Genomic DNA, 24,508 nt, shown 5'->3' with positions numbered 1-24,508 from the left:
GCCGGGCGGGCAGGCGCCGGGCTCAACGCAGTTTTTGCGCCGCGGCCAGGAATTTCGCCCGGTCGTCGGGCTTGTCGATCTGCAGCGCCAGTGCCTTGGCCAGGCCGCCCAGCGTGGTGTGGCGCGCCGATTCCTTGCGCACCAGGGTCTTGGCCAGCGGGCCTATGTACAGGCTCAGCATGCGTTCCAGCTGGGACTGCAGCTCGACGCTGAAATACTGCACGTTGATGGAGGTCGAGGTCGCGGACGGTCCCGAAGGCGAAGACAGCCCCGAGGGCCGGCTCATGTCCTGGTGCCGCAGGCCGGACACCGGCATGGACAGCACGCGGCTGGGCACGCTGGTGCCGCCAGTGGCGCTGGTAACACCGGTGCGCGGGCCCGAGGCGCCCAGCGGCGTTGAATGCACGGGCGCGCTGGCATTGCGCGGCCGCGCAAAGGCTTCGCGCGCCGTGGCGTCGGGAATGGAGACGGCCAGCAGGTCGCGCAGGCCCTGGGCGCTCACCGTGCGCGGCACGGACTTCTTGACCAGCACCCGGGCCAGCGGGCCGATCAGCTTGGCCAGCTCGGTTTCAATGTCGTGCACGACTTCGGGCGTCAGCGAGGCCAGCGCGGCGAAGGAGGCCGTGTGCTCGAACTCCAGGTTGCGCGCCGCGGGCGTCGCCGGGACGGCATTCGGGTCCAGCACCGCGTAGATCTCGTGCGAGCGCAGGTGCTTGTCCATGTGCGGGCCGAGGTAGTCGAAATGGCCGGCCGCGCTGTCGGTGATACGCGAGATCACGTCGTAATAGGCGCGCGAGACCACCACCTGGTTGGGCCTGGCGAAGTCCATGATGCGCTGCGCCACATTGATGCCGTCGCCCACCACGTTGACCCGGTTGTTGATGTCGAACACCATGCGGATGGGGCCCAGGTGCAGGCCCACGCGCAGCGACAGCTTGCGGCCGTACTTCTGCGCCAGCAGGTCGCGCAGCAGCAGTGCCGACTGCAGTGCCTCCTCGGGATCGCCCAGGAAGCAGATGGCCGCGCCGTCGCCGGTGTCTATCATGATGCGCGACGACTCCTTCACGCCGCCTATGGCCTTGGTGATCAGTTCGTTGAACAGCGACTTGACCACCACCTGCTGGTCCACCGAATAGGTGGAGTAGGACACCAGGTCCAGGAACATGATGGTGCCCAGCACGTTCTTGCGCAGGTTCTCGGCGCTGTTGAGCGGGATGGACTGCGAATTGGCGGCGTAGGCGAGCAGGGCGTTGTCGGGCGGCGCGGTGACCGTTCTGGCTTCGGCGGGTGCCGGCGCGGGCACGGGCGCGGCAGGGGGTGTGGCGGGCACCAGCACGCTGGCCGCGCGCAGGGTTTGTGTCTTCACGAAGTCCGAGCTCAGCAGCGCCTGGCGCAGCGCCGCGATATCCTGCGGCCGTTGGGTTTCGTTGGGCGTCATCGCCCAGTCGATGGCGCGCAGCAGCGGCGCGCCGAAGACCACCGCGCTGGCGGTGTCGGCGGCCTTGGGCATGCTGTCCTCGCGCACGCGCGAAGCCGACTCCATGGGCTTTTGCCCGGTCGTCATCCAGTACATCACCGCGCCCAGCGAATAGACGTCCGTCCACGGCCCCTGGTGGCCCTTGCTGTGGTATTGCTCGAAGGGCGCGAAACCCGGGCTCACGATGTTGGTCATGTCCTGGTTGCCGGTCAGGCGCCTGGCCGCGCCGAAATCCAGCAGCACCGGCGTGCCGTCGGCACGGATGTAGATGTTGTCCGGCTTGATGTCGCGGTGCAGGAAGTTCACCTTGTGCACCGCCTCCAGGCCGTCCATCAGCGGGTAGACGATCTTCAGCAGGCCTTGCTGGTCCAGCGCGGGCTGTTTGGCCAGCCAGCGCTTGAGCGGGTCGCCCGACTCGTACTCCATGACGATGTAGGCGGTGCCGTTTTCCTTGAAGTAGCGCAGCACCCGCACGATGTTGGGATGGCGAAACGAGGCCAGCGCGCGGGCTTCATCCAGGAAGCGTTCCAGGCCCCACTGGAACTGGCCCCGGTTTTCGCCGGAGCGGACATGGACCGACAGGTCGGCCGAGCGCACGGCCAGGTCACCCGGAAAATACTCCTTGATGGCCACCGGCAGCTGCAGATTGATGTCCTGCGCCAGGTAGGTGATGCCGAAACCGCCGCCGCCCAGCATTTTTTCAATGCGGTATTCAAAGACGGTCTGCCCCGGCGCCAGGGCGGCCACATCCCCGCTTCCCGGGGCGTCGGGCCGCACGGGCAGGGTTCGGGTCTTGTCTTCGGGCTCGGTCATGCGTCCGGCGTCGTGGTGGGCGGGCAATCTCTCGGTCAGTCGCCGCGGTCAATCATCTGCATGGCTTTTTCCAGGCTGCGGCGCATGCGGTTGAAGGAGCTGCCCAGCACCGCCACCTCGTCCTTGCCGCCATCGGCGAATTCGGGCACCTCGAAGTCGCCGGTGCTGACCTTGTCGGCCGCCTGCGACATGCGGCGGATCGGCCGCACGATGAGCCAGCTCAGCATCAGGTTGAGGACCACGAAGACCACCACGAACACCGCGGCCAGCGAGGCCATGAAGGTCTTGAAGGTGCGCTCGGCATTGCGGATGGGAATCTCCATGGGCACCGTCACCACTTGCGCGCCTATGATTTCGTTGTGTTTCCAGCCGAAGCCGTTGGCCTCGCCGTAGATCTTGACCATGCTGGCCGGCGCGGCGGCCGGCACGCTGTGGCACTGCAGGCAGGCCGCGTTGGTGATCTGTATGGGCTTGGCGATGTAGAGCAGCCGGCCCGTGGCCGCGGCGCGCTCCGAGATCAGCTCTTTCGAGTCGGCGTTCTGGCGGAACTGCTGGACGATGTCGGCTTCCCAGTCGGTGGCACGGTCGCGCGGGTTGGTCGGGTTCAGCGTCGCTTCCTTGTAGCCGTAGTCGCGGTACTTCTTCTGGATGTGGCCCAGGGTTTCGGTGGCGGCGTAGGCCGGCACGGTCTGCGGCAGGAAGACTTCCTCGAGCTGCTTGTCCAGGTGCGGCTTGATCTGCTCGACCGTGTAGGCGCGCACCGAGAGGGCGGTGTCCATCATGAGCCGCGCATTGCGCAGGACTTCCTCGCGGGCGTTTTCCTGCAGCAGCTGGCGCGATATGAACCCGGCGGCGCCGAAGCCCGCCAGGAACACCACGATCAACACCAGATTAAATTTAAGCCTCAATCCCATAGTGCCCCCAACTGTGCGTGTTATTGCGGAAAACGTCCTGCCCCTGCAGGATCAACAAATTGTTACTATTTTAGACTTACCCAGCCCGCATTGTGACCGCCGGTCGGCCCCTGCGCACCGGTAGTAATGCCTAAGAAGCTATTAACGCTCTAAACAGGGCTCCGTGACGACCGTCAACAGCTTGCAGGGCTGCAGTGATAATCCCCTGCATGTCATCTACCCCCAAAGTCCTTTTTGGCTTCCATGCTGTCGGCGTGCGCATCAAAACCGCGCCCAAGTCCGTTCTGGAGGTGTTTTTCGACGCTTCGCGCCGCGATGCGCGCATGCGCCAGTTCATGGACCGGGCCCGCGAGGCCGGCATACGCCTGATCGAATCCGACGGCCTGCGCCTGGCCAAGATGTGCGGCAGCCACGGCCACCAGGGGGTGGTGGCCCGGGTCGATGCCCTGGCCCAGGTCAAGTCGCTCGATGAACTGCTCGAGCAGCTCGAGGAGGCCGGTGTTGCCCAGCCGCTGCTGCTGGTGCTGGATGGCGTCACCGACCCGCACAACCTGGGCGCCTGCCTGCGCGTGGCCGATGGCGCCGGCGCCCATGCCGTGATCGCTCCCAAGGACCACGCGGCCGGCATCAACGCCACCGTCGCCAAGGTGGCCAGTGGGGCGGCCGAGACCATGCCTTATTTCATGGTCACCAACCTGGCCCGCACCCTGGGCGAGCTCAAGGAACGCAACATCTGGTGCATAGGCACCAGCGACGACGCCGAAAAAACCATTTACGACGTGGACCTCAAGGGCCCGGTCGCCCTGGTGCTGGGCGCTGAAGGCGAGGGCATGCGCCAGCTCACGCGCAAGACCTGCGACGAACTGGTCAGCATCCCCATGCGCGGCGCGGTGGAAAGCCTCAATGTGTCCGTGGCCAGCGGCGTCTGCCTCTACGAAGCCTTGCGCCAGCGGCGCTGAAGCTCGCCCGCCTCAGACCAGCCCGTACCAGCCCAGCAGCGCGCCCGCGCCCAGCAGCCACAGCAAGTGGATGCGGGTGCGCCAGACGATGAGGGCCGAGGCGGCCGTCAGCAGCCATACCGGCCAGTCCTTCAGCGAGCTGCCGTTGGCGCCGGCCAGGATCCAGCTGGTGGCGATCAGCAGGGCCACCACGATGGGGCCCATGCCCTGCTTGAAGGCGCGCACCGCCCGCAGCTCGCGGTTGCGGTGGCCCCACTGCGCGGCCGTGTAGGTCAGCGTGGTGCTCGGAATCAGGATGCCCAGCAGCGCCAGGAACACGCCCAGCAGCCCGCTGAGCATGCCGCCGGCGTTCAGGCCCACGTTCCAGCCCATCAGGGCGATGAACAGCACGTTGGGCCCGGGTGCCGACTGCGCAATCGCGATGGAGGCGTTGAACTGGGCGTCGGTCAGCCAGTGCTGCTTGTCGACCAGGAAACGGTGCATGTCGGGCGCGGTGCTGATGGCGCCGCCCACCGACAGCAGCGACAGCGAGAGGTAATGCAGGAACAGGTCAAACCATTCGCGCGCGCCAAAGGCCAGGTGCAGTGTTTGCAGCGACTCGTTCATGGCGCGAGCTTTCGGTAGGCCAGCACGCAGGCCGCCAGGCCCAGGCTCAGCAGCACATAAGCCAGCGGGATGCGCAGCAGCGCGATGGACACAAAACACAGCAGGCCCAGGCCTATGCACAGCCGCAGGCCCAGCACGTTTTTCTGGAGCGCGCCGAAAAGCTTGAGGCCGGTCGCGCCTATCAGCCCGGCCGCCACGGCGGCCATGCCGCGCAGCGCGCCCGCCACGCCGGGGTGGCCGGCAAACTGGGCATACAGCACCGCCAGCAGCAGCACCAGCACCAGCGGCACCGTCAACATGCCGGCCAGCGCCGCCAGCGCGCCCTTGAGGCCGAAATAGCGCCCGCCCACCATCAAGGACAGGTTCACCACATTGGGGCCCGGCATGATTTGCGCCACTGCCCAGTCTTCGATGAACTCTTCACGCGTCATCCAGCGTTTTTTCTCGACCAGCTCGCGCTGCACGACGGCGAGGACGCCGCCGAAACCCTGCAGGGCTAGCAAGGTGAATGAAACAAAAAGGTCGGTGAGGGATTTGGGTTGCGGATGCTCTGGCGCGGGCAGGGGGCTCATGCGCCGATTATCGCCGCGCATAACGCAATCCCAGGTGAGCGCGCAAGAAGCCGACGCGCTTCATCTGCTATTCAAACAATAGCCCGCTCTTCGTGGTTCACGAGGCCCCGGGCGTAAAACCTCCGGAACTTTTAAGGCTGTAGCCTTAAAGCTTTAGCGCCCAGGTCTCGCCCACCAGCTCGTGGCCAAAGCCCTGGTAGGGCTCGCTCTTGACCAGCTTGAAGCCGCGCTTGGCATAAATCGCGCGCGCCGCCGCGAGGCAGCTGTTGGTCCAGAGCACCATTTTTTTGTAGCCCTTGGCGCGCGCGAAGGCGATGCATTCGTCCGACAGCCGCCCGCCCAGGCCCAGGCCGCGCGCGCCCGGCGTGAGGATCAGCATGCGCAACTGCGCCACCGTGGCCGACTTGCGCACCACAAACACCGCGCCTACCCGCTCGCCGTCGAGTTCGGCGATCCAGCACTTCTCCCAGTCGGGCTGGTGATTCTTGAGGTACTTGCCCGCGATGTCGGCCACCAGCGCCTCGAACTCGCTGTTCCAGCCGTATTCGCGCGCATAGATTTCGCCATGCTGCTGCACCACCCAGCCCATGTCGCCGGGCCGCGGGTCGCGCAGCACCACGGTGCGCGTCGCCGCGGCCTCGCCCGGGCCGGCCAGCAGGCGCTGCACCGTGCCCATCGCGCTCACCACCTTGTGCTGGTCCTCAGGCGCCAGCGGGGCCAGCAGGGCGGCCGCCTCGTCGCGCGACTGCTGCTGCAGCGGCGCGAACACCTTGTGCCCGGCCTCTGTCAGCTTGAGCAGGCTTTGCCGCGCGTCGGCCGGCGAGGGCACGCGCGCCAGCCAGCCTTGGCTTTCAAAGCGCCGCAGTATGCGGCTCAAATAGCCCGCGTCCAGCGACAAATCCCGCCCCAGCTCGGTCGCGGTCGGCTGGTCGCGGTGGGCCAGCTCGTAGAGCACCCGCACCTCGGTCAGCGAGAACTCGCTGCCCAGGTAAGGATCCAGCACGCCGATGCGCTGGGTGTAGAAGCGGTTAAAGCCGCGTATCGCCTTGATGTGCGCCATGGCGGCAGCCGGTGCGGTCGCGGTGACGGCAGTGGGGAGGGTGGGGGAGCTTGATATAGCCATGGTAGCTATCGTCAAGCAATTAATTGACAAAGTCAAGTAATTGGATTCCCCCCAAATGCCCTCGATCCCGAAAACCCGGCTTCAGATCACCCTGCGCGGCGCGGCCGTGGCCGCATCGCCGCTGTTGGGCGTGCCCGTCGGCTCTATCAACAGCAGCTGTGCCTCCTGTGCCGCGCGCGGCCGGTGCCGCACGCCGCGCGGCACCACGTAAAGCTGGCCGGGCTTGAGGATCACGGTGGGGCTGCCCTCGATGTCGATGTGCAGTTCCCCCTTGAGCACCAGAAAGAAGTCATCGCTGTCGGGGTGTGAATGCCAGCTGTACTCGCCCTGCACCTTGACCACCATCACGTCGTGGCCGTTGAACTCGCTCACGGTGCGCGGCTGCCAGTGGCCCTCAAAACTCGCGAGCTTGGCCTGCAGGTCTATGGCGTCTGTTTTCACGGAAAACTCCTCTTGGGTTGTGTTGGAAGAAAGGAGTCTGCTTGTCCGGGCCTGCCGCGTCTTGTACGATTGTTTCATGCACCATGCCCAGCAACCCACTGCCCAGGACTGGGCGCGCTTTCGTCCCGGCGCGCTGGCCGGCGTGACGCAGATGAAGGCCCACTTCACTGAACACACGTTTGAGCGCCACAGCCACGAAACCTATTCCATAGGCGTCACCGCCTCCGGCGTGCAGACCTTCCACTGCGGCGGCACGCTGCACGCCAGCCTGCGCGGCGACGTCATCCTCTTCAACCCCGACGAGCCGCACGACGGCCAGCGCGGCACCCAGGAGGGCTTTGGCTACAGCATGCTGTATGTGGCGCCGCAGGTGGTCGATGAATGCCGCGACAAGGAGGCCGGCCTCGACATGGCCGCCTACTTTTGCCAGCCCGTGGTGCGCGACGCGGCCATGGGCCGCGCGTTGGCGCAAGCCATAGGCGCGGCCGGCCAGGCCCAGGAGTCGCTGCGCGCCGAGGAACTTACGCGCGACGTGCTGGTGCGGCTGCTGCAGCGTTACGGCGAGCGGCGCAGCGCGGGTGAGGGCGGCAAGGCCGCCGGCGCGGCCCGCATGGCCCGCATCCGTGACTACCTGCGCAGCCACTATGACCAGGACATTACGGTGGACGCCCTGGCGCGCGAGGCCGGCCTGTCGCGCGTGCACCTGACCCGCGCCTTCGCCCGGCAGTTCGGCGTGCCGCCGCATATCTACCTCAACGCCGTGCGCCTGGAACGCGCCCAGTCCGCCATGCTGGCCGGGCGCGGCCTGGCCGAGGTGGCCGCCGCCTGCGGCTTCGCCGACCAGAGCCATTTCAGCCGGCGCTTCAAGGGCAGTGTGGGTCTGGCGCCTGGGGCCTGGTTGCGGCAGATGCGGCATGGATAGGTTTCCATATGCCAGCGCATATAAGCGACGAAAGCAGGACCATCGTTAAAGTCAGCTACTCATGACGCCAAGGAAACGCCTTTTCATCGCATTTGTCAGCTGGATGCTGCTCGGTCTGGTTGTCCTCTCTTATAAGGGGCCGTATGCTTGGAGTAAGGCGTTCTTCAAATTGTGGTCCCTGTACTCGCTCGCCGCTGGAATCTGGGTCCTCATGCCTCTGCTGAAAATACTCAATGCAGCGATGGAAAAGGAAAAAGCGCGCGGATCAACCCATTCGGATGAAGGCTAGCCCTCAAGGCCTGGAGACGAGGCTCGTCGAGTTCATCTTGAGGGCTTGGAGCGAAAGAATGTGCAAAAAAATCGCTGATCTTGACCCATGATTGACGCCTTCGCTGTCCTCTGCTGCTTTATCGGCGGCCTGTTCCTCTTTGGCGCCTGGAAGCTGCTGATTTCCAGGCATGAGCCGGACATCCAGACCCAGCCCGTGAGCTGGACGGACATCCTTCTGGAGTTGCTCACGGACGGCGGCTGGATAGAGTTCACCGCGGTGGATCGCTTTACCGCGGTCCTTGTGCTGTTTCTGATTGGTATGTTTTTTCTCTGGAGCGGGCTGTATATCGGGCTGGCATGGGGCGATGTGGTTGTGGTGTGATGCCGAAACGCACCAGGTCCGAAGCCGCCTGTTCTGGTGTCTTTGGCCGAAAGCTGTCCATGGCGGCGATGGCCGAGGCCGGATAAAACGATGGCGACAAACTCTACCCCTTTGCCCATGACAGACATCACCGTTGAATACCGCCACAACTACCCGCTGGACCCGCTTGACGTCGTGCGCGTCTTCGACCAGTCCGGCCTCAAGCGCCCGACGGGCGACCTGCCCCGAATTGCGCGCATGTTTTCCGTGCCCTGCCTGGTGCTGTCAGCCTGGGTGGGCGATGAGCTGGTGGGCCTGAGCCGCTCGCTGACCGACTATGCTTATTGCTGCTACCTCTCGGACCTCGCCGTCGACAAAAAGTACCAGGGCGCCGGCATAGGCAAGGAGCTCGTCCGGCGCACGCAAGCCATCATTGGCGACCAGGTGTCGCTGATACTGCTGTCCGCGCCCGACGCCATGTCTTACTACCCGGCGCTGGGCTTTGAGCCGGCCGGTAGCGCGTTTCTGATCCGGCGAAAGCACTAAGCCCGGGCACCGCGGCCAGCCCGCAAGCGCTTGCGGGCTTTGGAACGCGGCGTTCTCCTACAGAATGTTACTTTTGGCTTGGCTATATTAAAGTGGCGAGCCCCTCCGGGGCCGCACTCACTCCTCTGGATTTACCAGTTCAAGGCCCGGGCCACCCGGGTTTCTTTTTGCCCGAGCCCTTTGTGATGCCGTATTTGTACGCAGCCAGTTCAAGCTTCACGCCGCGCATCTGCGAGCCATTGGCCGGAGCGGGAGATCGGGCGCCGTGAGCCTTCATACCGTCCTGCCCGTGGATTCCGTCAGCATCGAACGCTTTCGCCTGCTGGTCGATTCCGTGGTGGACTACGGGATCTTCATGCTGGATCCGGACGGGCACGTGGTGTCATGGAATGCCGGTGCAACCCGCATCAAGGGCTATACCGCCGAAGAGGTGCTGGGGCGGCATTTCTCCATGTTTTATACGGACGAGGCGCGGGCTACCGGCTGGCCCCAGCAGGAACTGGCCTTCGCCAAAAAGAGGGGCCGCTTCGAGGACGAGGGCTGGAGGGTGCGCAAGGACGGCTCGCGCTTCTGGGCCAATGTGGTCATCACCGCGCTGACCGACCCGGACGGGACCCATGCGGGATTCGCCAAGGTGACCCGCGACCTCAGCGAAAGGCGTAGGCAGGAGCAGGCCCTGCGCGAAAGCGAAGAGCGGCTGCGCTTGATGGTGGAGGGCGTGCAGGACTATGCGATCTTCATGCTGGACCCCGAGGGCATCATCCAGAGCTGGAACACCGGCGCGCAGATCCTCAAGGGCTATACCGCCGCCGAAGCCATAGGCCGGCACTTCCGCATGTTTTACCGGCCCGAGGAACTGGCGCTGGGCATGCCCGAGAACGAGCTGAGGGCGGCGCTGGAAAAAGGCCGCGCCGAAGAGGAGGGCTGGCGCGTGCGCAAGGACGGCAGCCGGTTCTGGGCCAATGTGGTCATCACGGCCATCCGCGATGCCGAAGGGCAGTTGCGCGGCTTCGCCAAGATCACCCGCGACATGTCCGAGCGCCGGCGGCTCGAGGAGCTGGAGCGCTCCAGCCGGCGCATGAATGAATTCCTGGCCATGCTCGCGCATGAGCTGCGCAACCCGCTGGCACCCATACGGAACGCCGTCACCGTGCTGCAGCTTGAGCCCGCGCCCAGCCCGGTCGTCAAAAACAGCCGCGAGATGATAGACCGCCAGCTCACCCATATGACACGGCTTGTCGACGACCTGCTGGACGTCGGGCGCCTGAGCACGGGCAAGATACATCTCAAGAAAGAAAACGTGCTCTACAACCAGGTCCTGAGCCGGGCCGCGGAGGCCATGCGTCCCATGATGGACGCCAGGCACCACACTTTCTCCCTGGAGCTGCCGCAGGACGACGTCTATGTGGACGCCGACAGCATACGGCTGACCCAGGTGATCCAGAACCTTTTGACCAACGCGGCCAAGTACACGCCGTCGGGCGGGCGTATCACACTGCGCTGCTGGACGGAAGGCGCCCAGGTATGGACCGAGGTGTCAGACACCGGGCTGGGCCTCACGAAGACCGCGATCCAGGAGATTTTTGAGTTGTTTTCCCAGGGCGATATGCAATCGGCCGCCAAGGAAAGCGGGCTGGGCATAGGCTTGACGCTGGCCAAGTCGCTGGTGGAAATGCATGGCGGCGTGCTCAGCGCCGAGAGCGAGGGCCCCGACAGGGGAAGCCGCTTCAAGTTCTCAATTCCCGGGGCCAGCGCAGGCAGGCCGGTGACGGCCGATGAGCCCGCCAAAAAATTCCTGGTTGTTGACGACAACCGGGATGCGGCCGACAGCCTCGCGGAAGTGCTCCGGTTGCTGGGGCATTCGGCCAAGGTTGCTTACAACGGGCCCGACGCGCTGGAGATCGCAAAAACCTACAGGGCGGACGCCGCGCTGGTCGATATCGGCATGCCGGGCATGAATGGCTTTGAAGTCGCCAGCGAGCTGCGCGGTTTGCCTTACGGCCCGGGCATACTCATTGCGGCCATCACGGGTTACGGCCATGAGGACGACAAGAGCCGGACCCTGGCCGGCGGCTTTGACTGCCACCTGGTCAAGCCTGTCGATTTCCCGGCCCTGGAAGACCTGATCCAGCGCCTGGACTGAGCCGGCAAGGCGCCTAGCGGGGCAGGGGCGCGTCCGCCAGCAGCCTGCCCATGGCCTGCTCGAATGCGGCGTCTTCCCTGCATTGCTCGATTTCCGCGGCCGTTGGCGCGGGGCCTGTGCCTTGCTGGTGCGCGGCCATCTTCGCCGCCAGGCTGTTGTGGCGTTGCTCACGCGCGGCACTGTCGGCGTGCCGGGTTTTCTCGAGGGCGGCATCCCCGGGAAGGGGCAAACGGGTGGGCAGAACGGCGGGCATGTGTTTCCTTGGGTGTTGACTGAATACTGACAGGTCAGGCGCCCGCGCGCCATGTCATTTTGCACAGCTTCGCTGGGTAGTTTCCCGAGGGCCGACGCCGGGCTGGTGAATGCGCAATAAGTCACGGCCCGCCCCGCGTGCAGTACCTCCATCCGCGTACCCCATTTGTGCAACATCCAGGCCGGCCATGCATCACTACCATGCACCGCACAGTTCATCCGGCCGCGCATCCACAGTGGTCCGTCAAAGGATGCCTGCCTCGAAGCTTCATGGCTCCCATGAGGTCTTTATCGCGTGCCTTCAAAGGAGGAAACCAGATGTCCGGATTCAGAACGTTCAACCATACCCACCAACCCATGTGGGTCACCATCTACACCGTGGGTCGCGGTTTCAAGGAAGATTGGGGCAATGTCGATGCGGGAACATTCCGCGACTGGAACAGCGGAACCTACCTTCACGGGTCGTATTACCAGATCCGCGGGCAGTGGCCCACGACGGGTTCCAAATTCGACACGGACACCACGACGATCTTGGGCCCATCCGATCCCTACGAACGGGTTCTGCTTGGAGGCGACTCCGGTGTTTACTGGTCCAAACCCCTGGTCCGCACCGACAACTTTCTCGATGTGCCCGTATGGATCACGATCTACGACGGCCCGGGGCAGGCAAAAACGGATTACGGTGACGTCGAGAAAGGCGCGACGCGCGATTGGTCTTCGGGTGTGCAGGGTGAGTATTCCAGCCACTCGATCCTGACCGTGCTCGCGGAATGGACGCCCATTGCCGCGCCCCTGGACAGGACGCTCCAGGCGGTATCCCCGACGAAGCAGGAGTCCCTCAAGACCAGCCGGATGTTTGGCTTGAAGGCAAACGGTGTCGCCCACCTGCGCCTGGAGATGAAGGATGGACAAGTGACCTGGACGAATGTGGATGGGGAATAAACCTTTGGTGGTAGCTCCCGTGGCCGTGTGGGATTAAGCCATCGGCGGCCCGGGTCTGTTTTTGCGCCGGAAAACAGGAACTAATTTCGGTGAAAAATTCCCTTTATTCCCGAGGCTGTTGACGCGCCCTGGCCATAAAGCATCATCCTGCCATCGCTGACTCACCACCATGCAGGACTCAGATCACAAGCCATGGGCACGTTTACTTCCCAGCCGGAACTTCCTGAAAAAGTAGCGCTCGCTTTTGTCGATGCCACGGCGGCGCGGTGGTCGATCCCGCAGGTTGAGCTCTATGAAAAAGAGGCCCTGGTGATGGTGACGGTTGAAACGCTGCCATCAGACGGAAAAGACGTTGATGTGGCCGTCAAACAAGCCGTTGCCCGGGCGCTCAACAAACTGATTCCCCCCGACTCCGACCACAAGCTGGGGCTTTGGATGGTGGTCTTTTGTTGCGAGGGCCATGTGTATGACACGATTCATCCGAGTGAATTTAATGATTGAGTGCAAATGGCACGAGGATGCAATTCGCGGGGCGCACACCTAGAATCGCTGGCATGACTGATCGAAGCTCAGGGTGTGAGCGCAAATTCATGACATGCCCAAAAGTTCAACGGTGCGAGGTCCAATGCGATCACCCCTCATTGCGGTAGCCGTGGCGATTAGCGCGTGCGCCACGGCATTGGCCACCAGCTCTGTGTCATTCGAAGCGCAAGGCTATCTCCTGGACATCGTCGTGGGCGGCGACAGCCGGCCATCCGTGGCCACCCTCAGTCTTGCGATGCCCGGCAGTACCCAAAGCGTGGTGATTCCCATGCCGCACATAAAAGTCGAGGCCTTCGATACGCAACAAAAGGTCTTGTTGCTCCGGTTCACCAACCCTGGGGACTCGACGCTTCCAAAGGACTTTTTTCTGAGTGTCAGAAATGATGCCGGCGTGCTGACAATCGGCGGCAAGTCAATTTCAGGCCGTTTCTCCTGGGGAGTGTAATTGCTCATGGCCCACACAGTTGCATCTGATATTTTTTGATGTGTGTATGCTCGGTCCTTGGCTTGTTGTTTGGCCCGTGTTTTCGCAACGTCGATACTGAGGGCACCGTCCCATTACCTGATACCTCTGAGCGGTCAATACCTTGATCGAGGGCGCGTCGCCGATGACACTCCCTCTCCGCATTAAGAGACAACAGGTGCACCGACTAGTCCACAAGGTCAAAAATATCCGACGGAGCAACTGCTCGGCGGCGTTTCTCCTCTGCGTTGAACCAAGGTTGCGGCCGTAGTTCCATAAGTGATCCCTGTTCAGAGGGAACATCCTTTTCGTGTCAAGCCATCTTTCAACAGCTACCGTGACAGCCTAGCTCTTTTTTGGGCCAAGTCCGGCGCCCTTAGCTGGCATGACGCAAACAAAGCGATTGGTACCAAAGGGTGCAGCCAGGTCGGATCGCTGTTTGCGGGATTGAAGCAAGCGAAATCAGCTATTTAGCGGCACTAGTCTATTTAGGGGAGGCGACTAGAAGTCCTCCTGCCTAGAATTGCTTGTTGAGTTCGGTTGAGCTGCTATGTCGATACACCTCCGAGCGTTCTTATCGCTTGAATCAGCAACTAACGTGCTCGTTTGAGAAGCGCGAGCCTGTCACTGCAGGAGGCATGACCCGTCGCCCAGGGACTTCTGCCTTTGTTGACCCTCTTTCACTCTAGATGTCTTCAACGCTAAAGGAGAGTCGCGTGCATAGAGCCTTATCAATACTGCTTTTGGTCAGCTTGGGGATTGGTATGGCGTATGCGCAGCCAAATGGAAAGCTGAACTTGGGATTAAATGTGCCGGATGATTTTTTATCATTGGCTGATTTACGAGGTCAGCTAAATGGAGAAATTCCGATTCTGGAAAAAGGAATTAAGGACCTCGAAGAGCGGATTCCGAAGACCCAGGCTGATGAAGAAGAACTAACTCGACTTAGGGTGGAAGCTTCAAAAAAGAAACCAGAGTCGGAAGTCAAGGATGCAAAAAGAGACCGTTCTATCTTCGCCATACTTTCTGGGCAATTAAGGGAAGAAAGCAAAATACTTTCATTAGAAAGGTCGCTAAAAGAATCGGGTGGGAGTGTGCAATTGGTCAAGATGCTTAGCGACAAGCGAAACGAGTTAGCTTCGAAGCGGGAGCTTGCGAAAGCAGTGCAGAAGAAGTTGCTTACCCTCATAGGACCTGAGCAACAATATAAACGTGATCTAAGCATCGCGTTCACGGTACTCATTGGGCTTGTTATTGCGTTATTTTTTATTGTTGTTATTAAGGATCACGAGGTAAGGCGAAAAATATTCTCCGGTCAAGTTGGAATTCAGTTTCTTACTCTGTTTTCGCTTGTGATCGCAATTATTTTGTTCGGCATGACGGGTGTGTTGGAGGGCAAAGAATTGGCGGCTTTGTTGGGCGGCATATCTGGCTACATCCTGGGTAAGGTTGCTTAAGTGTTTTGCCAAGTCAAACTTAATGTGTCGTTTGACCGGAAAACTTCCTACGGTTGCTGGTAATTTTCACTCTTAATTCCTCTGAAATGACTGCAACAAAACTACACGAATATCAGAAGGAAGCGCTGGTCCCCCTGGAGAAAATCCTGCGAAAAGCTGTAGCCGATGCTGAGCCGGAGGCGGCTATTGAGGCCGCAAGTCGTATTCAGGAGTTATTCCAGGATGATCGACGACACCACCGCCTTCTCCGCGCAAAGCTATGGGCGTACGAAGCCTGTGTAGATGCTAATCGGCTGGCATATGCAGAGGCTGGCTTAATTGGTGTTCGCCGCTTCGCGGGCCGAACGACAAGGCTCCATCTGGAAGCAAGTGGATTGCTCGCTGTGACGATGTTGCGACAGAAGAAAATTTCGGAGTCGAAGAAATTAATCCGCGAGGTTATACAAAACATTAATAACATCACCTCTGATCGGACGCGGCACCAATTTCAGAAGCGATTCATTCAACGAGTGGAAGAGGAGTGCATCCTTGCGGAGTTGATTGGAAGTGGTGACGGGCTTCTCGATGTGGTCGAGATTGAAGCAAAGGCCGTTCTTCTTCTTGATCGAAACACGGACGATGAAATACTTAAGTTGATCGGTAATAGTGTCCCAACTGCTGGCATCAGACTGCTTGGCGACGTTCGGAATTTCTCTCTGCAGCAACTCCCCGCACCTGATCGGCTGTTGCTCCCCCCTCCTGAAAAGGCGGAAGAGCCAAAACATATCGGTCGTACGGCGTTTGCAGTTCTGAAGCGAATAGCTTGGAAGACGTTTTGCAAAACAAACAGCCCCGTCTATAAATTATGGTCAAGGCGTTTGCCCAAAGTCTTCAATGACGGCTACTTTGCTGCGGCGGCTGTTACTGCATTGAGTGACTTTCGCATCGGGATACCGCTACTTGCCAGTGGATTAGTCGCACTCGCCATGAAGTACACGGCAGAAGAGTTCTGCGAGCTTGCTAAGCCAAAAGGCATGATGATTTCTCCGGATGACAAAGGCATTTAATGGAGCCATGGAGTGAGCGTCATCAGCCATCTTGCCTTACTTCAAACTTTATGCCTGCAATTGAAGGAGTCACACTGATGATCGCCACAGCTTTACCGTGGACAGAAATCTTAAAGACCGCATCCCTCGCGGTCTCGCTTGCTCGGGATCTCTTGAAGCATCAATCGGCGAAGCCGAGAGAGATCGTAGATCCGAATTCAGACGTCAAATCTCAATTGCTGGTGCTAACAAAGAAGTTGGAGGCAATCGAGGCAGCGAGTACGGAGCAAGCCAAGGTGGTTAGCATGCTGGCGGAGCAGGTACAGAGTCTGGCGAGGCGAGCAGCGATTGGGTATTGGATTGGTATTGCTGGTTTGGCGCTTGCGGCAGTTGCCGTCGCCGCTCTATTGGTGAGATGAGCTTCCTGTTCCTTGCTGGGCGACAACAGATCAATCAAACCCAACGTATATGGGTGTCCGCATCGGTAGTCCCGCCCTAGACCGACATCCCCCCAGACACCTCAATCACCGCCCCATTGACATAACTGGCTTCATCGCTCGCGAGGAAAGCGTAGACATTGGCAATCTCCTCTGGCCGGCCCAGGCGCTTGAGCGGTACATGGGCTTCCATTTCCCTGAGGACTTTTTCGGGAATGGTGTCCAGGATGTGTGTGGCGACAAAACCCGGCGCGACGGCATTGACGCGCACGCCTTTGGGGCCGAGTTCGCGGCTCCAGGTTTTGGTGAAACCGATCACGCCGAACTTGCTGGCGGCATAGTTGGTCTGGCCGAAGTTGCCGTAGATGCCGACGACGGAGCTGGCATTGAGGATCACGCCGCTGCCCTGGGCCACCATGGTGTCGGCCACGGCCTGCGCGCAGTGAAAAACGCCGCGCAGGTTCACGTCGATCACTTTGTCGAATTGTTCCAGCGTCATTTTCTGCAGGCGCGCGTCCTGGGTGATGCCGGCGTTGTTGACCAGCACGTCGATACGGCCGAACTGGTCTTTGACCTTGCCGACCACCGCGTCGACCATGGCGCGCTGGGTCACGTCCATCACAAATCCAACGGCCTGGGCGCCCAGGGCCTGGCACTGTCTGACGGCGTCATCGACGCCGGCCTGCTTGACGTCGCAGACGATGACGGTGGCGCCTTCTGCCGCGAACTTGAGGGCGGTGGCCAGGCCTATGCCCTGGGCGGCGCCGGTGATGAGGCTGATCTTGTTCTGGAGTCTTGGCATGAAATGGTCGGGTGAGGTGAATAAAAAGGGGCGGGTGCCGTTCAATACACCGGCTGGTGTTTGCGGATTGCATCCTTGACTGTATCGGCCAGCGCAAAGCCGGGCCCGAACTTGGCGGCCAGTTCGCCACAGCGCGCGATGAAAACGTCAATACCCATGCCATAGATGAACTGCATCGCGCCACCCGTCCAGGCCGGGAAGCCTATGCCGAAGATGGAGCCTATGTTGGCGTCGTGCACGGTGGTGAGCACGCCTTCGCTGAGGCAGCGGGCAGTTTCCACGGCCTGGCGGTAGAGCAGGCGGTCCTTGAGTTCCTGGATGTCCCAGGCCATGCCGGGTTTCTCGAACAGGGACTTGAGTTCGGGCCACAGCTGTTTTTTTGCGCCAGGCTCACCGGGGTAGTCGTAAAAACCCCCGCCGGCGGCGCGGCCCGGGCGCTTGAGTTCCTTCACCATGCGTTCCACCAGCAGCTCCCCTGGCGTGGCGGTATAGCGCTTGCCTTCGGCCGTGAAGTCGGTGCGGGTCTGGTCCAGTACATGCACGCTTAGCGAGAGCGCGGTTTCATCGAGCACGGCCAGCGGGCCCACGGGCATGCCGGCCTGGATGCCGGCGTTCTCGATGGCGGCGGCGGGTATGCCCTCGCCCAGCATGGCCGCGCCTTCCATCACAAAGGTGCCGAAGGTGCGGCTGGTGTAAAAGCCGCGCGAGTCGTTGACGACGATGGGGATTTTGCCCAGGGCCTGCACATAGTCGAAGGCGCGGGCCACGGTCTCGTCGTCGGTCTCTTTGCCGCGGATGATCTCGACCAGCTTCATCTTGTCGACCGGGCTGAAGAAGTGGATGCCTATGAATTTTTCGGGCCGGTCGCTGGCCGTGGCCAGGCTGGAAATCGGCAGGGTAGAGGTGTTGGAGGCAAAAAAGCCGCCGGGTGCGAGCAGGGGCTCGGCCTCCTGCGTGACCTTGGCCTTGAGGTCGCGCCGCTCGAACACGGCTTCGATGATGAGTTCGCAGCCGGCCAGGTCGGCGGCCTGGTCGGTCGCGGTGATGCGCGCGAGCAGGGCGTTTTGTTCGGCGGCCGTCATGCGGCCTTTTTCGACGCGGGCCGCGGTGATCTTGCTGCTGTAGGCCTTGCCGGCCTCAGCCTTCTCCTGGCTGACGTCCTTGAGCACGGTGCTGATGCCCCGGCTGGCCTGGGCATAGGCGATGCCCGCGCCCATCATGCCGGCGCCCAGGATGCCGACCTTGTTGGGCCTGAATTTCGGCATGCGGGGCGGGCGCGACTGCCCGCTCTTGATGGCGTTCATGTTGAAGAAAAAGGTGTTGATCATGGCCTTGGCGTTGCTGCCGGTCATGAGCCTGGCGAGGTAGCGGCTCTCGATGCGCAATGCGGTTTCCAGGTCCACCTGCGTGCCTTCGACCATGCAGGCCAGGATGGCTTCAGGCGCGGGATAGAGGCCGCGCGTCTGCTTTTTGAGCGTGGCCGGTGCGACGCTGAGGGCCGCGGCGATCTTGGGGTTGGTGGGTGTGCCGCCGGGGATCTTGTAGTCTTTCGCTTCCCAGGGGTGTTGGGCTTTCGGGCTAGTGGCCAGCCAGGCCAGGGCCTTGGCGCGCAGCTCGCCCGCATCGGCCACGAGTTCATGCACCAGGCCCAGCTCCAGCGCCTGGCGCGGGTTAAAAGTCTTGCCTTCGACCAGGTAGGGCTGGGCGCCCATCAGGCCCAGGTGGCGCGTCATCTTGGTCACGCCGCTGGCGCCGGGCAGCAGGCCCAGGGTCACCTCGGGCAGGCCGAACTGGGTTTTGGGGTCGTCCACCGCCACGCGGTAATGGCCGACCAGCGCCACTTCCCAGCCGCCGCCCAGCGCCGTGCCGTTGAGGCAGCTGGCCACGGGAATGCCCAGGGTTTCGAGCGTGCGGAAGTTTTTCTTGACGCGTTCGACTTCCGCATAGGCCTGGGGTGCGTCGGCCGGCGTGAGCCGCATGACCGCCTTGAGGTCGGCGCCGGCAAAAAAAGTGGATTTGGCCGACGCCAGGATGATGCCCTTGAGCGATGCCTTGTCTTTCAGCACCTGGGCGGTGACTTCGCCGAGGTCTTCCTGCCACTGCAGGCACATGGTGTTGACGGGGGAGTTGGGCTCGTCAAAGGTGATGGTGGCAATGCCGTCGCTGACTTCGTAGTGGATGGTGTTCATAGCAGGCGCAGGGAAAGGTGGGTCTTCGCGGGAAACACCGCGGAACCGGCTTTGCCGGGCCGCTGGTGTTGCCCCCTTGAGGGGGAGGCGGCTGCGCAGCAGACGCTTCGGGGGGGAGTCATATTTTTTCCACAATGGTGGCAATGCCCATGCCGCCGCCCACGCACAGCGTGGCCAGGCCGTAGCGCAGCTTGCGCCTGTGCAGCTCGTCGACCAGGGTGCCCAGGATCATTGCGCCGGTGGCACCCAGCGGGTGGCCCATGGCGATAGCGCCGCCGTTCACATTGACCTTGTCATGCGGCACCTTCATCTCTTTCATGAAACGCATCACCACGGCGGCAAAAGCCTCGTTGACCTCGAACAAATCGATCTGGTCCACAGAGAGGCCGGCCTTGGCCAGGGCCTTGCGCGTGGCCGGCATGGGGCCGGTCAGCATGATGGTCGGGTCGGCGCCGCTGAGCGCGGCAGCGACGATACGGGCGCGCGGCTTGAGCCCGTGGGTTTTGCCGGCAGCTTCGGAGCCGACCAGCACGGCGGCCGCGCCGTCGACGATGCCGGAGGAGTTGCCGGCATGGTGCACATGCTGTATGCGTGCGACCTGCGGGTAGCGCTGCAGCGCCACGGCGTCAAAACCCATGTCGCCCAGCTGGTCGAAGGCCGGCTTGAGCGAGGCCAGTCCTTCGATCGTGGTCTGCGGCTTGATGAATTCGTCCTCGCCCAGGATGGTCTGGCCCAGGAAGTCCTTGACCGGCACGATGGAGCCGGCGAAGTAGCCGGCGGCGCGGGCCTTGGCGGCGCGTTGCTGGCTTTCGAGCGCGAAGGCGTCCACGTCGGCGCGGCTAAAGCCTTCGAGCGTGGCGATCAGGTCGGCGCCTATGCCTTGCGGCACAAACAGCGTGGCGCTGTTGGTTTCGGGGTCTTGCGCCCAGGCACCGCCGTCGGCGCCAATCGGTACGCGGCTCATGCTTTCAACGCCGCCGGCCACCACCAGTTCTTCCCAGCCGGAGCGCACTTTCTGCGCGGCCAGGTTGACGGCCTCCAGGCCCGAGGCGCAAAAGCGGTTGATTTGCACACCCGATGCGCGGAAGTCCCAGCCGGCCTTGAGCGCGGCCACCTTGGCGATGACGGCGCCTTGTTCGCCCACGGGCGAGACCACGCCCATGACCACGTCGTCGACGGCGGCGGTGTCAAAGCCGTTGCGTCGCTGCAGGTCGGCCAGCACGCCGGCCAGCAGGTTGACGGGCTTGACCTCATGCAGGCTGCCGTCTTTTTTGCCTTTGCCGCGCGGCGTGCGGATGGCGTCGTAGATAAAGGCTTCGGTGCTCATGGGGTTTTCCTCAGAGGAGGGCAGGGATGATTCGGAGGCGGGCAGGGAGGCTCATGCAGTATATTCATTTCACAAAGCAGACGCTTTGTATAAATACTCCAGGTTTTCCCCACAGGTGACACCATGATCGAACGCAGCCTTTTCAGCTCCGACCACGAAGCCTTTCGCGACGCCTTCCGCCGCTTTATGGACAAGGAAATCGCGCCCTTCCACGAGCAGTGGGAAGAGCAGGGTTATGTGGACCGCAAGGTCTGGAACAAGGCCGGCGAAAACGGTTTTTTGTGCATGACCATGCCCGAGGAATACGGCGGCGCCGGCGCAGACAAGCTGTATTCGGTGGTCCAGATGGAGGAGCTGGGCCGCGGCGGCTTTACCGGCATAGGCTACAGCCTGCACAGCGAGATCGTCGCGCCTTACATCCTTCACTACGGCACGGAAGCCCAGAAAAAGAAATACCTGCCCAAACTGGCCAACGGTGAGATGGTGGGCGCCATCGCGATGAGCGAACCCGCGGCCGGCTCGGACCTGCAGGGCGTGAAGACCACGGCGCTCAAGCAGCCCGACGGCAGCTATCTGCTCAACGGCAGCAAGACCTTTATCACCAACGGCTGGCATGCCGACCTGGTCATCGTGGTGGCCAAGACCGATCCGGCCGCCGGCGCCAAGGGCACCAGCCTGATGCTGGTGGAGCGCGGCATGCCGGGCTTTGAAACCGGCAAGCGCCTCAAGAAGCTGGGCATGAAGGCGCAGGATACTTCCGAGCTGTTCTTCACCGACGTCAAGGTGCCGGCCGAAAACCTGCTGGGCGGCCAGGCGCATGAGAACCGCGGCTTTATCTGCCTGATGGAGCAGCTGCCCTGGGAGCGTATGCAGATCGCCATCACGGCCGTGGCCTCGGCCCAGGCCGCGATCGACTGGACGCTGGCCTATGTGAAGGAACGCAAGGTCTTCGGCCAGCCGGTGGCCAGCTACCAGAACACGCGCTACACCCTGGCCGAGCTGCAGACCGAGGTGCAGGTGGCGCGCGTGTTTGTCGACAAATGCGCGGAACTGGTGGCGCAGGACAAGTTGGACACCGCGACCGCCAGCATGGCCAAGTACTGGTGCACCGACCTGCAGTGCAAGGTTATGGACGAATGTGTGCAGCTCTTCGGCGGCTACGGTTATATGTGGGAATACCCGATCACGCGCGCCTATGCCGATGCGCGCGTGCAGCGCATTTACGGTGGTACCAATGAAATCATGAAGGAAGTGATTTCAAGGGCCATGGGCCTGGGTGCGAAATAGGCGTTCGCGCGCAAGTCCCTGGTTCGAGCAGCACGGAAAAGCAAAAGCCGGCAGGCGCCGGCTTTTGCGAAGGCTGAGGCGCGGACTTTAGTTGACGCGGCGCTCGATGACGATTTCCTCGACTTCCACACGGCGGTTGGGTGCCAGGCAGGCAATCAGGTCCTTGAGCCTGCGGTCATTACAGGTCACGACCGGGTTGCTTTCCCCTTTGCCGACGGCGGTCAGGCGGCCGGTGTTGACCCCTTTGCTGCCCAGGTAGCTCTTCACCGCGTCCGCGCGGCGCTGCGACAGTTTGAGGTTGTAGGCGTCCGAGCCGATGCGGTCGGTATAGCCGGTCACGGTGATGTTGCCGTTGAAATTGCCGCCCGTCAGGGTTTGCGCGATCTGGTCGAGCTTGGGTTGCGGGCTCGCCAGTTCGGCGCTGTCAAAGGCGAACAATTCGGTGGCCGACAGCGTCACCTTTTCAAACCGTGCTGGCGCCGGCGGAGGGGGAGGCGGCGGCGCGGTGACCGTGGGCTCGGGTGCGGGCGGTGGGGTGTACTGCGCGACCACGGGGCGCGCCGGCTTGTCGAAGTAATAACTCAGGCCGACGTTCACGGTGTTGGTGTTGGCGTGGTCAAAGCCGAAGGTATTGCCGCGAAGGTAGGTGCGGGTCCGCCTCAGGTCTGCCTGCATGAACCACTGGTCGGACAGCCCCAGCTGGAAGCCCAGGCCAAGGTTGAGGTAGGGCGATGTCTTGCTGGTATTGGGCAATTTGTCCCGCTCGGYGCCAATGCCGGCCAGCAGGAAGGGCCTGAAATTGCTGCTGCGGTTGAACATGTACAGCCCGTCCACGCCCAGCGTGTCCTGCTCAAAGCGCCGGCCGTTGTTGTTGGCGCGGGCGATGCTGCCGCCTATCTGCATGTCCCAGGAGGGAGACACGGCCTTGCCGAAACGCAGGCCGAGGCCGCTGAGGTTCTTGTTGCCGTTGAACCGCGAGTCCGGGTCTACCACGGTGACCTGCGGCATGATGTACCAGGACGGGTTGGGGATGTCGTAGGCCGAACTGGTTTGCGCCATCAGGGCGCCGGGGCTGAGGCAGGCCAGCAGGGACGCTGCGGCAAGGGGCGCGAGATGATTGAGCTTCATGGTCTCTCCGGGAATGGCGGTGTTTAAGGGCGGTTGTGACGCCCGGCGCTGTTTGCCCGGGCGTGCTGCAACACTACGCTTGGGAATTTCCGCGCATGTGAGACATGAGGACGAGATGTCATGCGAACGCGCCTACGTCGCATGGCGCATGACCGGTCCGGAAGAAACCGTGAAGAAGGTGATTTCGCGCTATGCGTCGGCTGGGAAGCCGCACCCGCGCCAGCGCCCTACAGGTGCCGTGTTTCGGCGGGTTTGTTCCACCAGGCGTTGTTGCGCCCATCGGCGTAATTGACCGGTGCGGCTATGAGTTCGGCCGGCTCGGCGTTGTCCAGGGCCGCCAGGTTGATGGACACATAGTCGCCGCCTATCTGCTCGATGTAACCCCGGCCAAAAGGGCGCACGCCGCAGTGCTTGCAAAACAGGTGGTGGCCGCTTTTGGTGCCGAACTGGTAGTCGCTCAGTTCGCTCTCGCCGGCGAGGAGCCGGAAGGCGTCTGGCTTGATGATGGCGCCCCAGTTGCGGGTTTTGGTGCAGATGGAGCAATTACAGCGGCCCGTGCCCTTGCTGAGGTCGATGTCGGCTTCAAAGCGGACGGCGCCGCAGTGGCAGCTTCCGGTATAGGTTTTCAGCATGGGGGCGTTCCTTTCAGGCGGGCAGGTGGATGTTGGTGGTGACGGGATGAATATGACAGAATGTTGTCATGTCTGGAAGTATAGTAAAACGACAGCATGCTGTCAAATTGGGGGCCGCCGACGGGGAAATCGAACGCACGCCGGCCGCCAACACCCTGAGCTGGCTGGTGGTGCAGGTCATGCAGCTCAACGGCCTGTTGACGGCGGCGGGTGACGCGCTGGCGGCGCCTGCCGGGCAGACCTCGGCGCGCTGGCAGGTGCTGGCCGCGGTGGAGGACGCGACGCTGTCGGTGGCGCAGATTGCCCGCGCCATGAACTTGACGCGGCAAAGCGTGCAGCGCGTGGCGGATTTGCTGGTGGAGGAGGGGCTTACGGCCTATCAGGACAACCCGGCCCATGCGCGCGCCAAGCTGCTGCGGCTCACGCCCAAGGGCCGCAAGGCGCTGGGCACCATACAGTCGGGCCAAAAAAAATGGGCCAATGCCCTGGCCTCGGGTATGGATGAAAGCCAGCTGCGTGCCGCGAGCGCCGTGCTGGGCCAGTTGCAACAGGCTTTGAAGGCGCAGGAAACCTTGCCGGAGTCCCCTCAGGAATAGCCGGGGACGGCCATGGCTGCGCTTAAGACGGGTCCTTGCTGCGCGTGCGGCTGACAGCGCTGAAGATGCCTATGCCCAGGAAGATCAGCGCGCCTATGCCGATATAAAGATGCGGCACGCCGGCTTCCACGGCGCCCCAGATGACGCCGGCCAGGAAGATCACAAAACCGAGCATGTAAAGCGCAAAAGACATTTTTTTCTCCACAAAATGTTGTGCACCCACTGTGCGCGCCCAGGGGGTAGCACCCTATCGGGGAGAAGCGCTGATGCGTGTCAGCGCA

The 24,508-nt window shown here is 62.3% G+C and carries 26 protein-coding genes; 13 read left to right on the top strand and 13 right to left on the bottom strand.

Features of this window, described 5'->3' with window-relative positions:
* Positions 1-22: 22 nt before the first annotated feature.
* Both AC1DUN_RS15115 and AC1DUN_RS15110 read right to left on the bottom strand, forming a co-directional pair.
* The gene (locus AC1DUN_RS15115; protein WP_477714658.1) at positions 23-2,290 is read right to left on the bottom strand and encodes a protein kinase domain-containing protein; all 2,268 of its coding nucleotides are present in this window, start codon (positions 2,288-2,290) and stop codon (positions 23-25) included.
* A 35-nt stretch (positions 2,291-2,325) separates the two neighbouring features.
* Positions 2,326-3,204, bottom strand: coding sequence for a c-type heme family protein (locus AC1DUN_RS15110; RefSeq protein WP_477714657.1), 879 nt, complete (start codon positions 3,202-3,204; stop codon positions 2,326-2,328).
* Between the two features lie 209 nt (positions 3,205-3,413).
* On the opposite strand from AC1DUN_RS15110, the gene rlmB reads away from it, so the two are divergent.
* Positions 3,414-4,163, top strand: a complete 750-nt coding sequence (gene rlmB, locus AC1DUN_RS15105) for a 23S rRNA (guanosine(2251)-2'-O)-methyltransferase RlmB (RefSeq protein ID WP_477661679.1) — start codon at positions 3,414-3,416, stop codon at positions 4,161-4,163.
* A 12-nt stretch (positions 4,164-4,175) separates the two neighbouring features.
* Here rlmB and AC1DUN_RS15100 read toward each other — a convergent pair whose 3' ends face one another.
* The 4 genes from AC1DUN_RS15100 to AC1DUN_RS15085 all read right to left on the bottom strand — a co-directional run bounded on the left by AC1DUN_RS15100 (position 4,176) and on the right by AC1DUN_RS15085 (position 6,905).
* Positions 4,176-4,769: a chromate transporter gene (locus AC1DUN_RS15100; RefSeq protein WP_477714656.1), complete on the bottom strand. Its 594-nt coding sequence runs from the start codon at positions 4,767-4,769 to the stop codon at positions 4,176-4,178.
* Positions 4,766-5,341, bottom strand: coding sequence for a chromate transporter (locus AC1DUN_RS15095; RefSeq protein WP_477714655.1), 576 nt, complete (start codon positions 5,339-5,341; stop codon positions 4,766-4,768). Before AC1DUN_RS15095 ends, AC1DUN_RS15100 begins: the two co-directional genes overlap by 4 nt.
* A 145-nt stretch (positions 5,342-5,486) precedes the next feature.
* Complete coding sequence (locus AC1DUN_RS15090) at positions 5,487-6,464, bottom strand: bifunctional helix-turn-helix transcriptional regulator/GNAT family N-acetyltransferase (protein WP_477714654.1); 978 nt, start codon at positions 6,462-6,464, stop codon at positions 5,487-5,489.
* 81 nt (positions 6,465-6,545) lie between these two features.
* Complete coding sequence (locus AC1DUN_RS15085) at positions 6,546-6,905, bottom strand: cupin domain-containing protein (RefSeq protein WP_477714653.1); 360 nt, start codon at positions 6,903-6,905, stop codon at positions 6,546-6,548.
* Positions 6,906-6,981: 76 nt separating this feature from the next.
* On the opposite strand from AC1DUN_RS15085, the gene AC1DUN_RS15080 reads away from it, so the two are divergent.
* The 4 genes from AC1DUN_RS15080 (at position 6,982) to AC1DUN_RS15065 (ending at position 11,147) form a co-directional block, all read left to right on the top strand.
* A complete protein-coding gene (locus AC1DUN_RS15080) occupies positions 6,982-7,827 on the top strand; it encodes a helix-turn-helix domain-containing protein (RefSeq protein ID WP_477714652.1) in 846 nt (281 codons plus the stop codon).
* 376 nt (positions 7,828-8,203) lie between these two features.
* A complete protein-coding gene (locus AC1DUN_RS15075; RefSeq protein WP_477661688.1) occupies positions 8,204-8,479 on the top strand; it encodes a hypothetical protein in 276 nt (91 codons plus the stop codon).
* 117 nt (positions 8,480-8,596) lie between these two features.
* A complete protein-coding gene (locus tag AC1DUN_RS15070; RefSeq protein ID WP_477714651.1) occupies positions 8,597-9,004 on the top strand; it encodes a GNAT family N-acetyltransferase in 408 nt (135 codons plus the stop codon).
* 265 nt (positions 9,005-9,269) lie between these two features.
* The gene (locus AC1DUN_RS15065; protein ID WP_477714650.1) at positions 9,270-11,147 is read left to right on the top strand and encodes a PAS domain-containing hybrid sensor histidine kinase/response regulator; all 1,878 of its coding nucleotides are present in this window, start codon (positions 9,270-9,272) and stop codon (positions 11,145-11,147) included.
* Positions 11,148-11,160: 13 nt separating this feature from the next.
* On the opposite strand, the gene AC1DUN_RS15060 is transcribed toward AC1DUN_RS15065, so the two are convergent.
* Positions 11,161-11,400, bottom strand: a complete 240-nt coding sequence (locus AC1DUN_RS15060) for a hypothetical protein (protein WP_477661691.1) — start codon at positions 11,398-11,400, stop codon at positions 11,161-11,163.
* A 356-nt stretch (positions 11,401-11,756) separates the two neighbouring features.
* Between AC1DUN_RS15060 and AC1DUN_RS15055 the strand changes: the two genes are divergently transcribed.
* The 6 genes from AC1DUN_RS15055 (at position 11,757) to AC1DUN_RS15030 (ending at position 16,248) form a co-directional block, all read left to right on the top strand.
* A complete protein-coding gene (locus AC1DUN_RS15055) occupies positions 11,757-12,341 on the top strand; it encodes a hypothetical protein (protein WP_477714649.1) in 585 nt (194 codons plus the stop codon).
* A gap of 192 nt (positions 12,342-12,533) precedes the next feature.
* Positions 12,534-12,842, top strand: a complete 309-nt coding sequence (locus tag AC1DUN_RS15050; protein WP_477714648.1) for a hypothetical protein — start codon at positions 12,534-12,536, stop codon at positions 12,840-12,842.
* Positions 12,843-12,966: 124 nt separating this feature from the next.
* Complete coding sequence (locus AC1DUN_RS15045; protein WP_477714647.1) at positions 12,967-13,329, top strand: hypothetical protein; 363 nt, start codon at positions 12,967-12,969, stop codon at positions 13,327-13,329.
* A 734-nt stretch (positions 13,330-14,063) separates the two neighbouring features.
* Positions 14,064-14,804: a hypothetical protein gene (locus tag AC1DUN_RS15040; protein ID WP_477714646.1), complete on the top strand. Its 741-nt coding sequence runs from the start codon at positions 14,064-14,066 to the stop codon at positions 14,802-14,804.
* An 86-nt stretch (positions 14,805-14,890) separates the two neighbouring features.
* Positions 14,891-15,850, top strand: coding sequence for a hypothetical protein (locus AC1DUN_RS15035; RefSeq protein ID WP_477714645.1), 960 nt, complete (start codon positions 14,891-14,893; stop codon positions 15,848-15,850).
* 77 nt (positions 15,851-15,927) lie between these two features.
* A complete protein-coding gene (locus tag AC1DUN_RS15030; RefSeq protein ID WP_477714644.1) occupies positions 15,928-16,248 on the top strand; it encodes a hypothetical protein in 321 nt (106 codons plus the stop codon).
* A gap of 76 nt (positions 16,249-16,324) precedes the next feature.
* On the opposite strand, the gene fabG is transcribed toward AC1DUN_RS15030, so the two are convergent.
* From fabG to AC1DUN_RS15015, 3 genes are all read right to left on the bottom strand, one after another.
* Entirely contained in the window at positions 16,325-17,068 is a 744-nt protein-coding gene (gene fabG / locus AC1DUN_RS15025; protein ID WP_477714643.1) for a 3-oxoacyl-ACP reductase FabG, read from the bottom strand.
* A gap of 41 nt (positions 17,069-17,109) precedes the next feature.
* Entirely contained in the window at positions 17,110-19,257 is a 2,148-nt protein-coding gene (locus AC1DUN_RS15020; RefSeq protein WP_477714642.1) for a 3-hydroxyacyl-CoA dehydrogenase NAD-binding domain-containing protein, read from the bottom strand.
* Between the two features lie 118 nt (positions 19,258-19,375).
* A complete protein-coding gene (locus AC1DUN_RS15015) occupies positions 19,376-20,584 on the bottom strand; it encodes an acetyl-CoA C-acetyltransferase (RefSeq protein ID WP_477714641.1) in 1,209 nt (402 codons plus the stop codon).
* Positions 20,585-20,707: 123 nt separating this feature from the next.
* Between AC1DUN_RS15015 and AC1DUN_RS15010 the strand changes: the two genes are divergently transcribed.
* Positions 20,708-21,871 carry an acyl-CoA dehydrogenase family protein gene (locus AC1DUN_RS15010; RefSeq protein ID WP_477714640.1) on the top strand — a complete coding sequence of 388 codons (1,164 nt, stop codon included), beginning with the start codon at positions 20,708-20,710 and terminating at the stop codon, positions 21,869-21,871.
* Between the two features lie 87 nt (positions 21,872-21,958).
* Here AC1DUN_RS15010 and AC1DUN_RS15005 read toward each other — a convergent pair whose 3' ends face one another.
* Entirely contained in the window at positions 21,959-22,999 is a 1,041-nt protein-coding gene (locus AC1DUN_RS15005) for an OmpA family protein (protein WP_477714639.1), read from the bottom strand.
* Positions 23,000-23,226: 227 nt separating this feature from the next.
* Positions 23,227-23,631 (bottom strand): GFA family protein, encoded by a 405-nt coding sequence (locus tag AC1DUN_RS15000; RefSeq protein WP_477714638.1) that lies wholly within the window; start codon positions 23,629-23,631, stop codon positions 23,227-23,229.
* Between the two features lie 107 nt (positions 23,632-23,738).
* Here AC1DUN_RS15000 and AC1DUN_RS14995 point away from each other — a divergent pair, with 107 nt between their 5' ends.
* On the top strand, positions 23,739-24,227 hold the full coding sequence (locus AC1DUN_RS14995) for a MarR family winged helix-turn-helix transcriptional regulator (protein ID WP_477714637.1): 489 nt from the start codon (positions 23,739-23,741) through the stop codon (positions 24,225-24,227).
* A gap of 22 nt (positions 24,228-24,249) precedes the next feature.
* On the opposite strand, the gene AC1DUN_RS14990 is transcribed toward AC1DUN_RS14995, so the two are convergent.
* Complete coding sequence (locus AC1DUN_RS14990) at positions 24,250-24,420, bottom strand: hypothetical protein (protein WP_175456022.1); 171 nt, start codon at positions 24,418-24,420, stop codon at positions 24,250-24,252.
* Positions 24,421-24,508: the final 88 nt, after the last annotated feature.

The sequence above is a fragment of the Polaromonas sp. P4_F6 genome (assembly GCF_056401275.1).
This window is presented reverse-complemented; position numbering and strand designations above follow the sequence as displayed.

What these genes read in the sequence shown, in the direction of transcription:
- AC1DUN_RS15015 (WP_477714641.1), bottom strand. Translation starts at nt 20,584, where the DNA reads ATGAGCACCGAAGCCTTTATCTACGACGCCATCCGCACGCCGCGCGGC.
- AC1DUN_RS14990 (WP_175456022.1), bottom strand. Translation starts at nt 24,420, where the DNA reads ATGTCTTTTGCGCTTTACATGCTCGGTTTTGTGATCTTCCTGGCCGGC.
- AC1DUN_RS15090 (WP_477714654.1), bottom strand. Translation starts at nt 6,464, where the DNA reads ATGGCTATATCAAGCTCCCCCACCCTCCCCACTGCCGTCACCGCGACC.
- AC1DUN_RS15045 (WP_477714647.1), top strand. Translation starts at nt 12,967, where the DNA reads ATGCGATCACCCCTCATTGCGGTAGCCGTGGCGATTAGCGCGTGCGCC.
- AC1DUN_RS15000 (WP_477714638.1), bottom strand. Translation starts at nt 23,631, where the DNA reads ATGCTGAAAACCTATACCGGAAGCTGCCACTGCGGCGCCGTCCGCTTT.
- AC1DUN_RS15055 (WP_477714649.1), top strand. Translation starts at nt 11,757, where the DNA reads ATGTGGGTCACCATCTACACCGTGGGTCGCGGTTTCAAGGAAGATTGG.
- AC1DUN_RS15100 (WP_477714656.1), bottom strand. Translation starts at nt 4,769, where the DNA reads ATGAACGAGTCGCTGCAAACACTGCACCTGGCCTTTGGCGCGCGCGAA.
- AC1DUN_RS15050 (WP_477714648.1), top strand. Translation starts at nt 12,534, where the DNA reads ATGGGCACGTTTACTTCCCAGCCGGAACTTCCTGAAAAAGTAGCGCTC.
- AC1DUN_RS15020 (WP_477714642.1), bottom strand. Translation starts at nt 19,257, where the DNA reads ATGAACACCATCCACTACGAAGTCAGCGACGGCATTGCCACCATCACC.
- AC1DUN_RS15095 (WP_477714655.1), bottom strand. Translation starts at nt 5,341, where the DNA reads ATGAGCCCCCTGCCCGCGCCAGAGCATCCGCAACCCAAATCCCTCACC.
- AC1DUN_RS15110 (WP_477714657.1), bottom strand. Translation starts at nt 3,204, where the DNA reads ATGGGATTGAGGCTTAAATTTAATCTGGTGTTGATCGTGGTGTTCCTG.
- AC1DUN_RS15075 (WP_477661688.1), top strand. Translation starts at nt 8,204, where the DNA reads ATGATTGACGCCTTCGCTGTCCTCTGCTGCTTTATCGGCGGCCTGTTC.
- AC1DUN_RS15115 (WP_477714658.1), bottom strand. Translation starts at nt 2,290, where the DNA reads ATGACCGAGCCCGAAGACAAGACCCGAACCCTGCCCGTGCGGCCCGAC.
- fabG (WP_477714643.1), bottom strand. Translation starts at nt 17,068, where the DNA reads ATGCCAAGACTCCAGAACAAGATCAGCCTCATCACCGGCGCCGCCCAG.
- AC1DUN_RS15010 (WP_477714640.1), top strand. Translation starts at nt 20,708, where the DNA reads ATGATCGAACGCAGCCTTTTCAGCTCCGACCACGAAGCCTTTCGCGAC.
- AC1DUN_RS15030 (WP_477714644.1), top strand. Translation starts at nt 15,928, where the DNA reads ATGATCGCCACAGCTTTACCGTGGACAGAAATCTTAAAGACCGCATCC.
- rlmB (WP_477661679.1), top strand. Translation starts at nt 3,414, where the DNA reads ATGTCATCTACCCCCAAAGTCCTTTTTGGCTTCCATGCTGTCGGCGTG.
- AC1DUN_RS15070 (WP_477714651.1), top strand. Translation starts at nt 8,597, where the DNA reads ATGACAGACATCACCGTTGAATACCGCCACAACTACCCGCTGGACCCG.
- AC1DUN_RS15060 (WP_477661691.1), bottom strand. Translation starts at nt 11,400, where the DNA reads ATGCCCGCCGTTCTGCCCACCCGTTTGCCCCTTCCCGGGGATGCCGCC.
- AC1DUN_RS15080 (WP_477714652.1), top strand. Translation starts at nt 6,982, where the DNA reads ATGCACCATGCCCAGCAACCCACTGCCCAGGACTGGGCGCGCTTTCGT.
- AC1DUN_RS15035 (WP_477714645.1), top strand. Translation starts at nt 14,891, where the DNA reads ATGACTGCAACAAAACTACACGAATATCAGAAGGAAGCGCTGGTCCCC.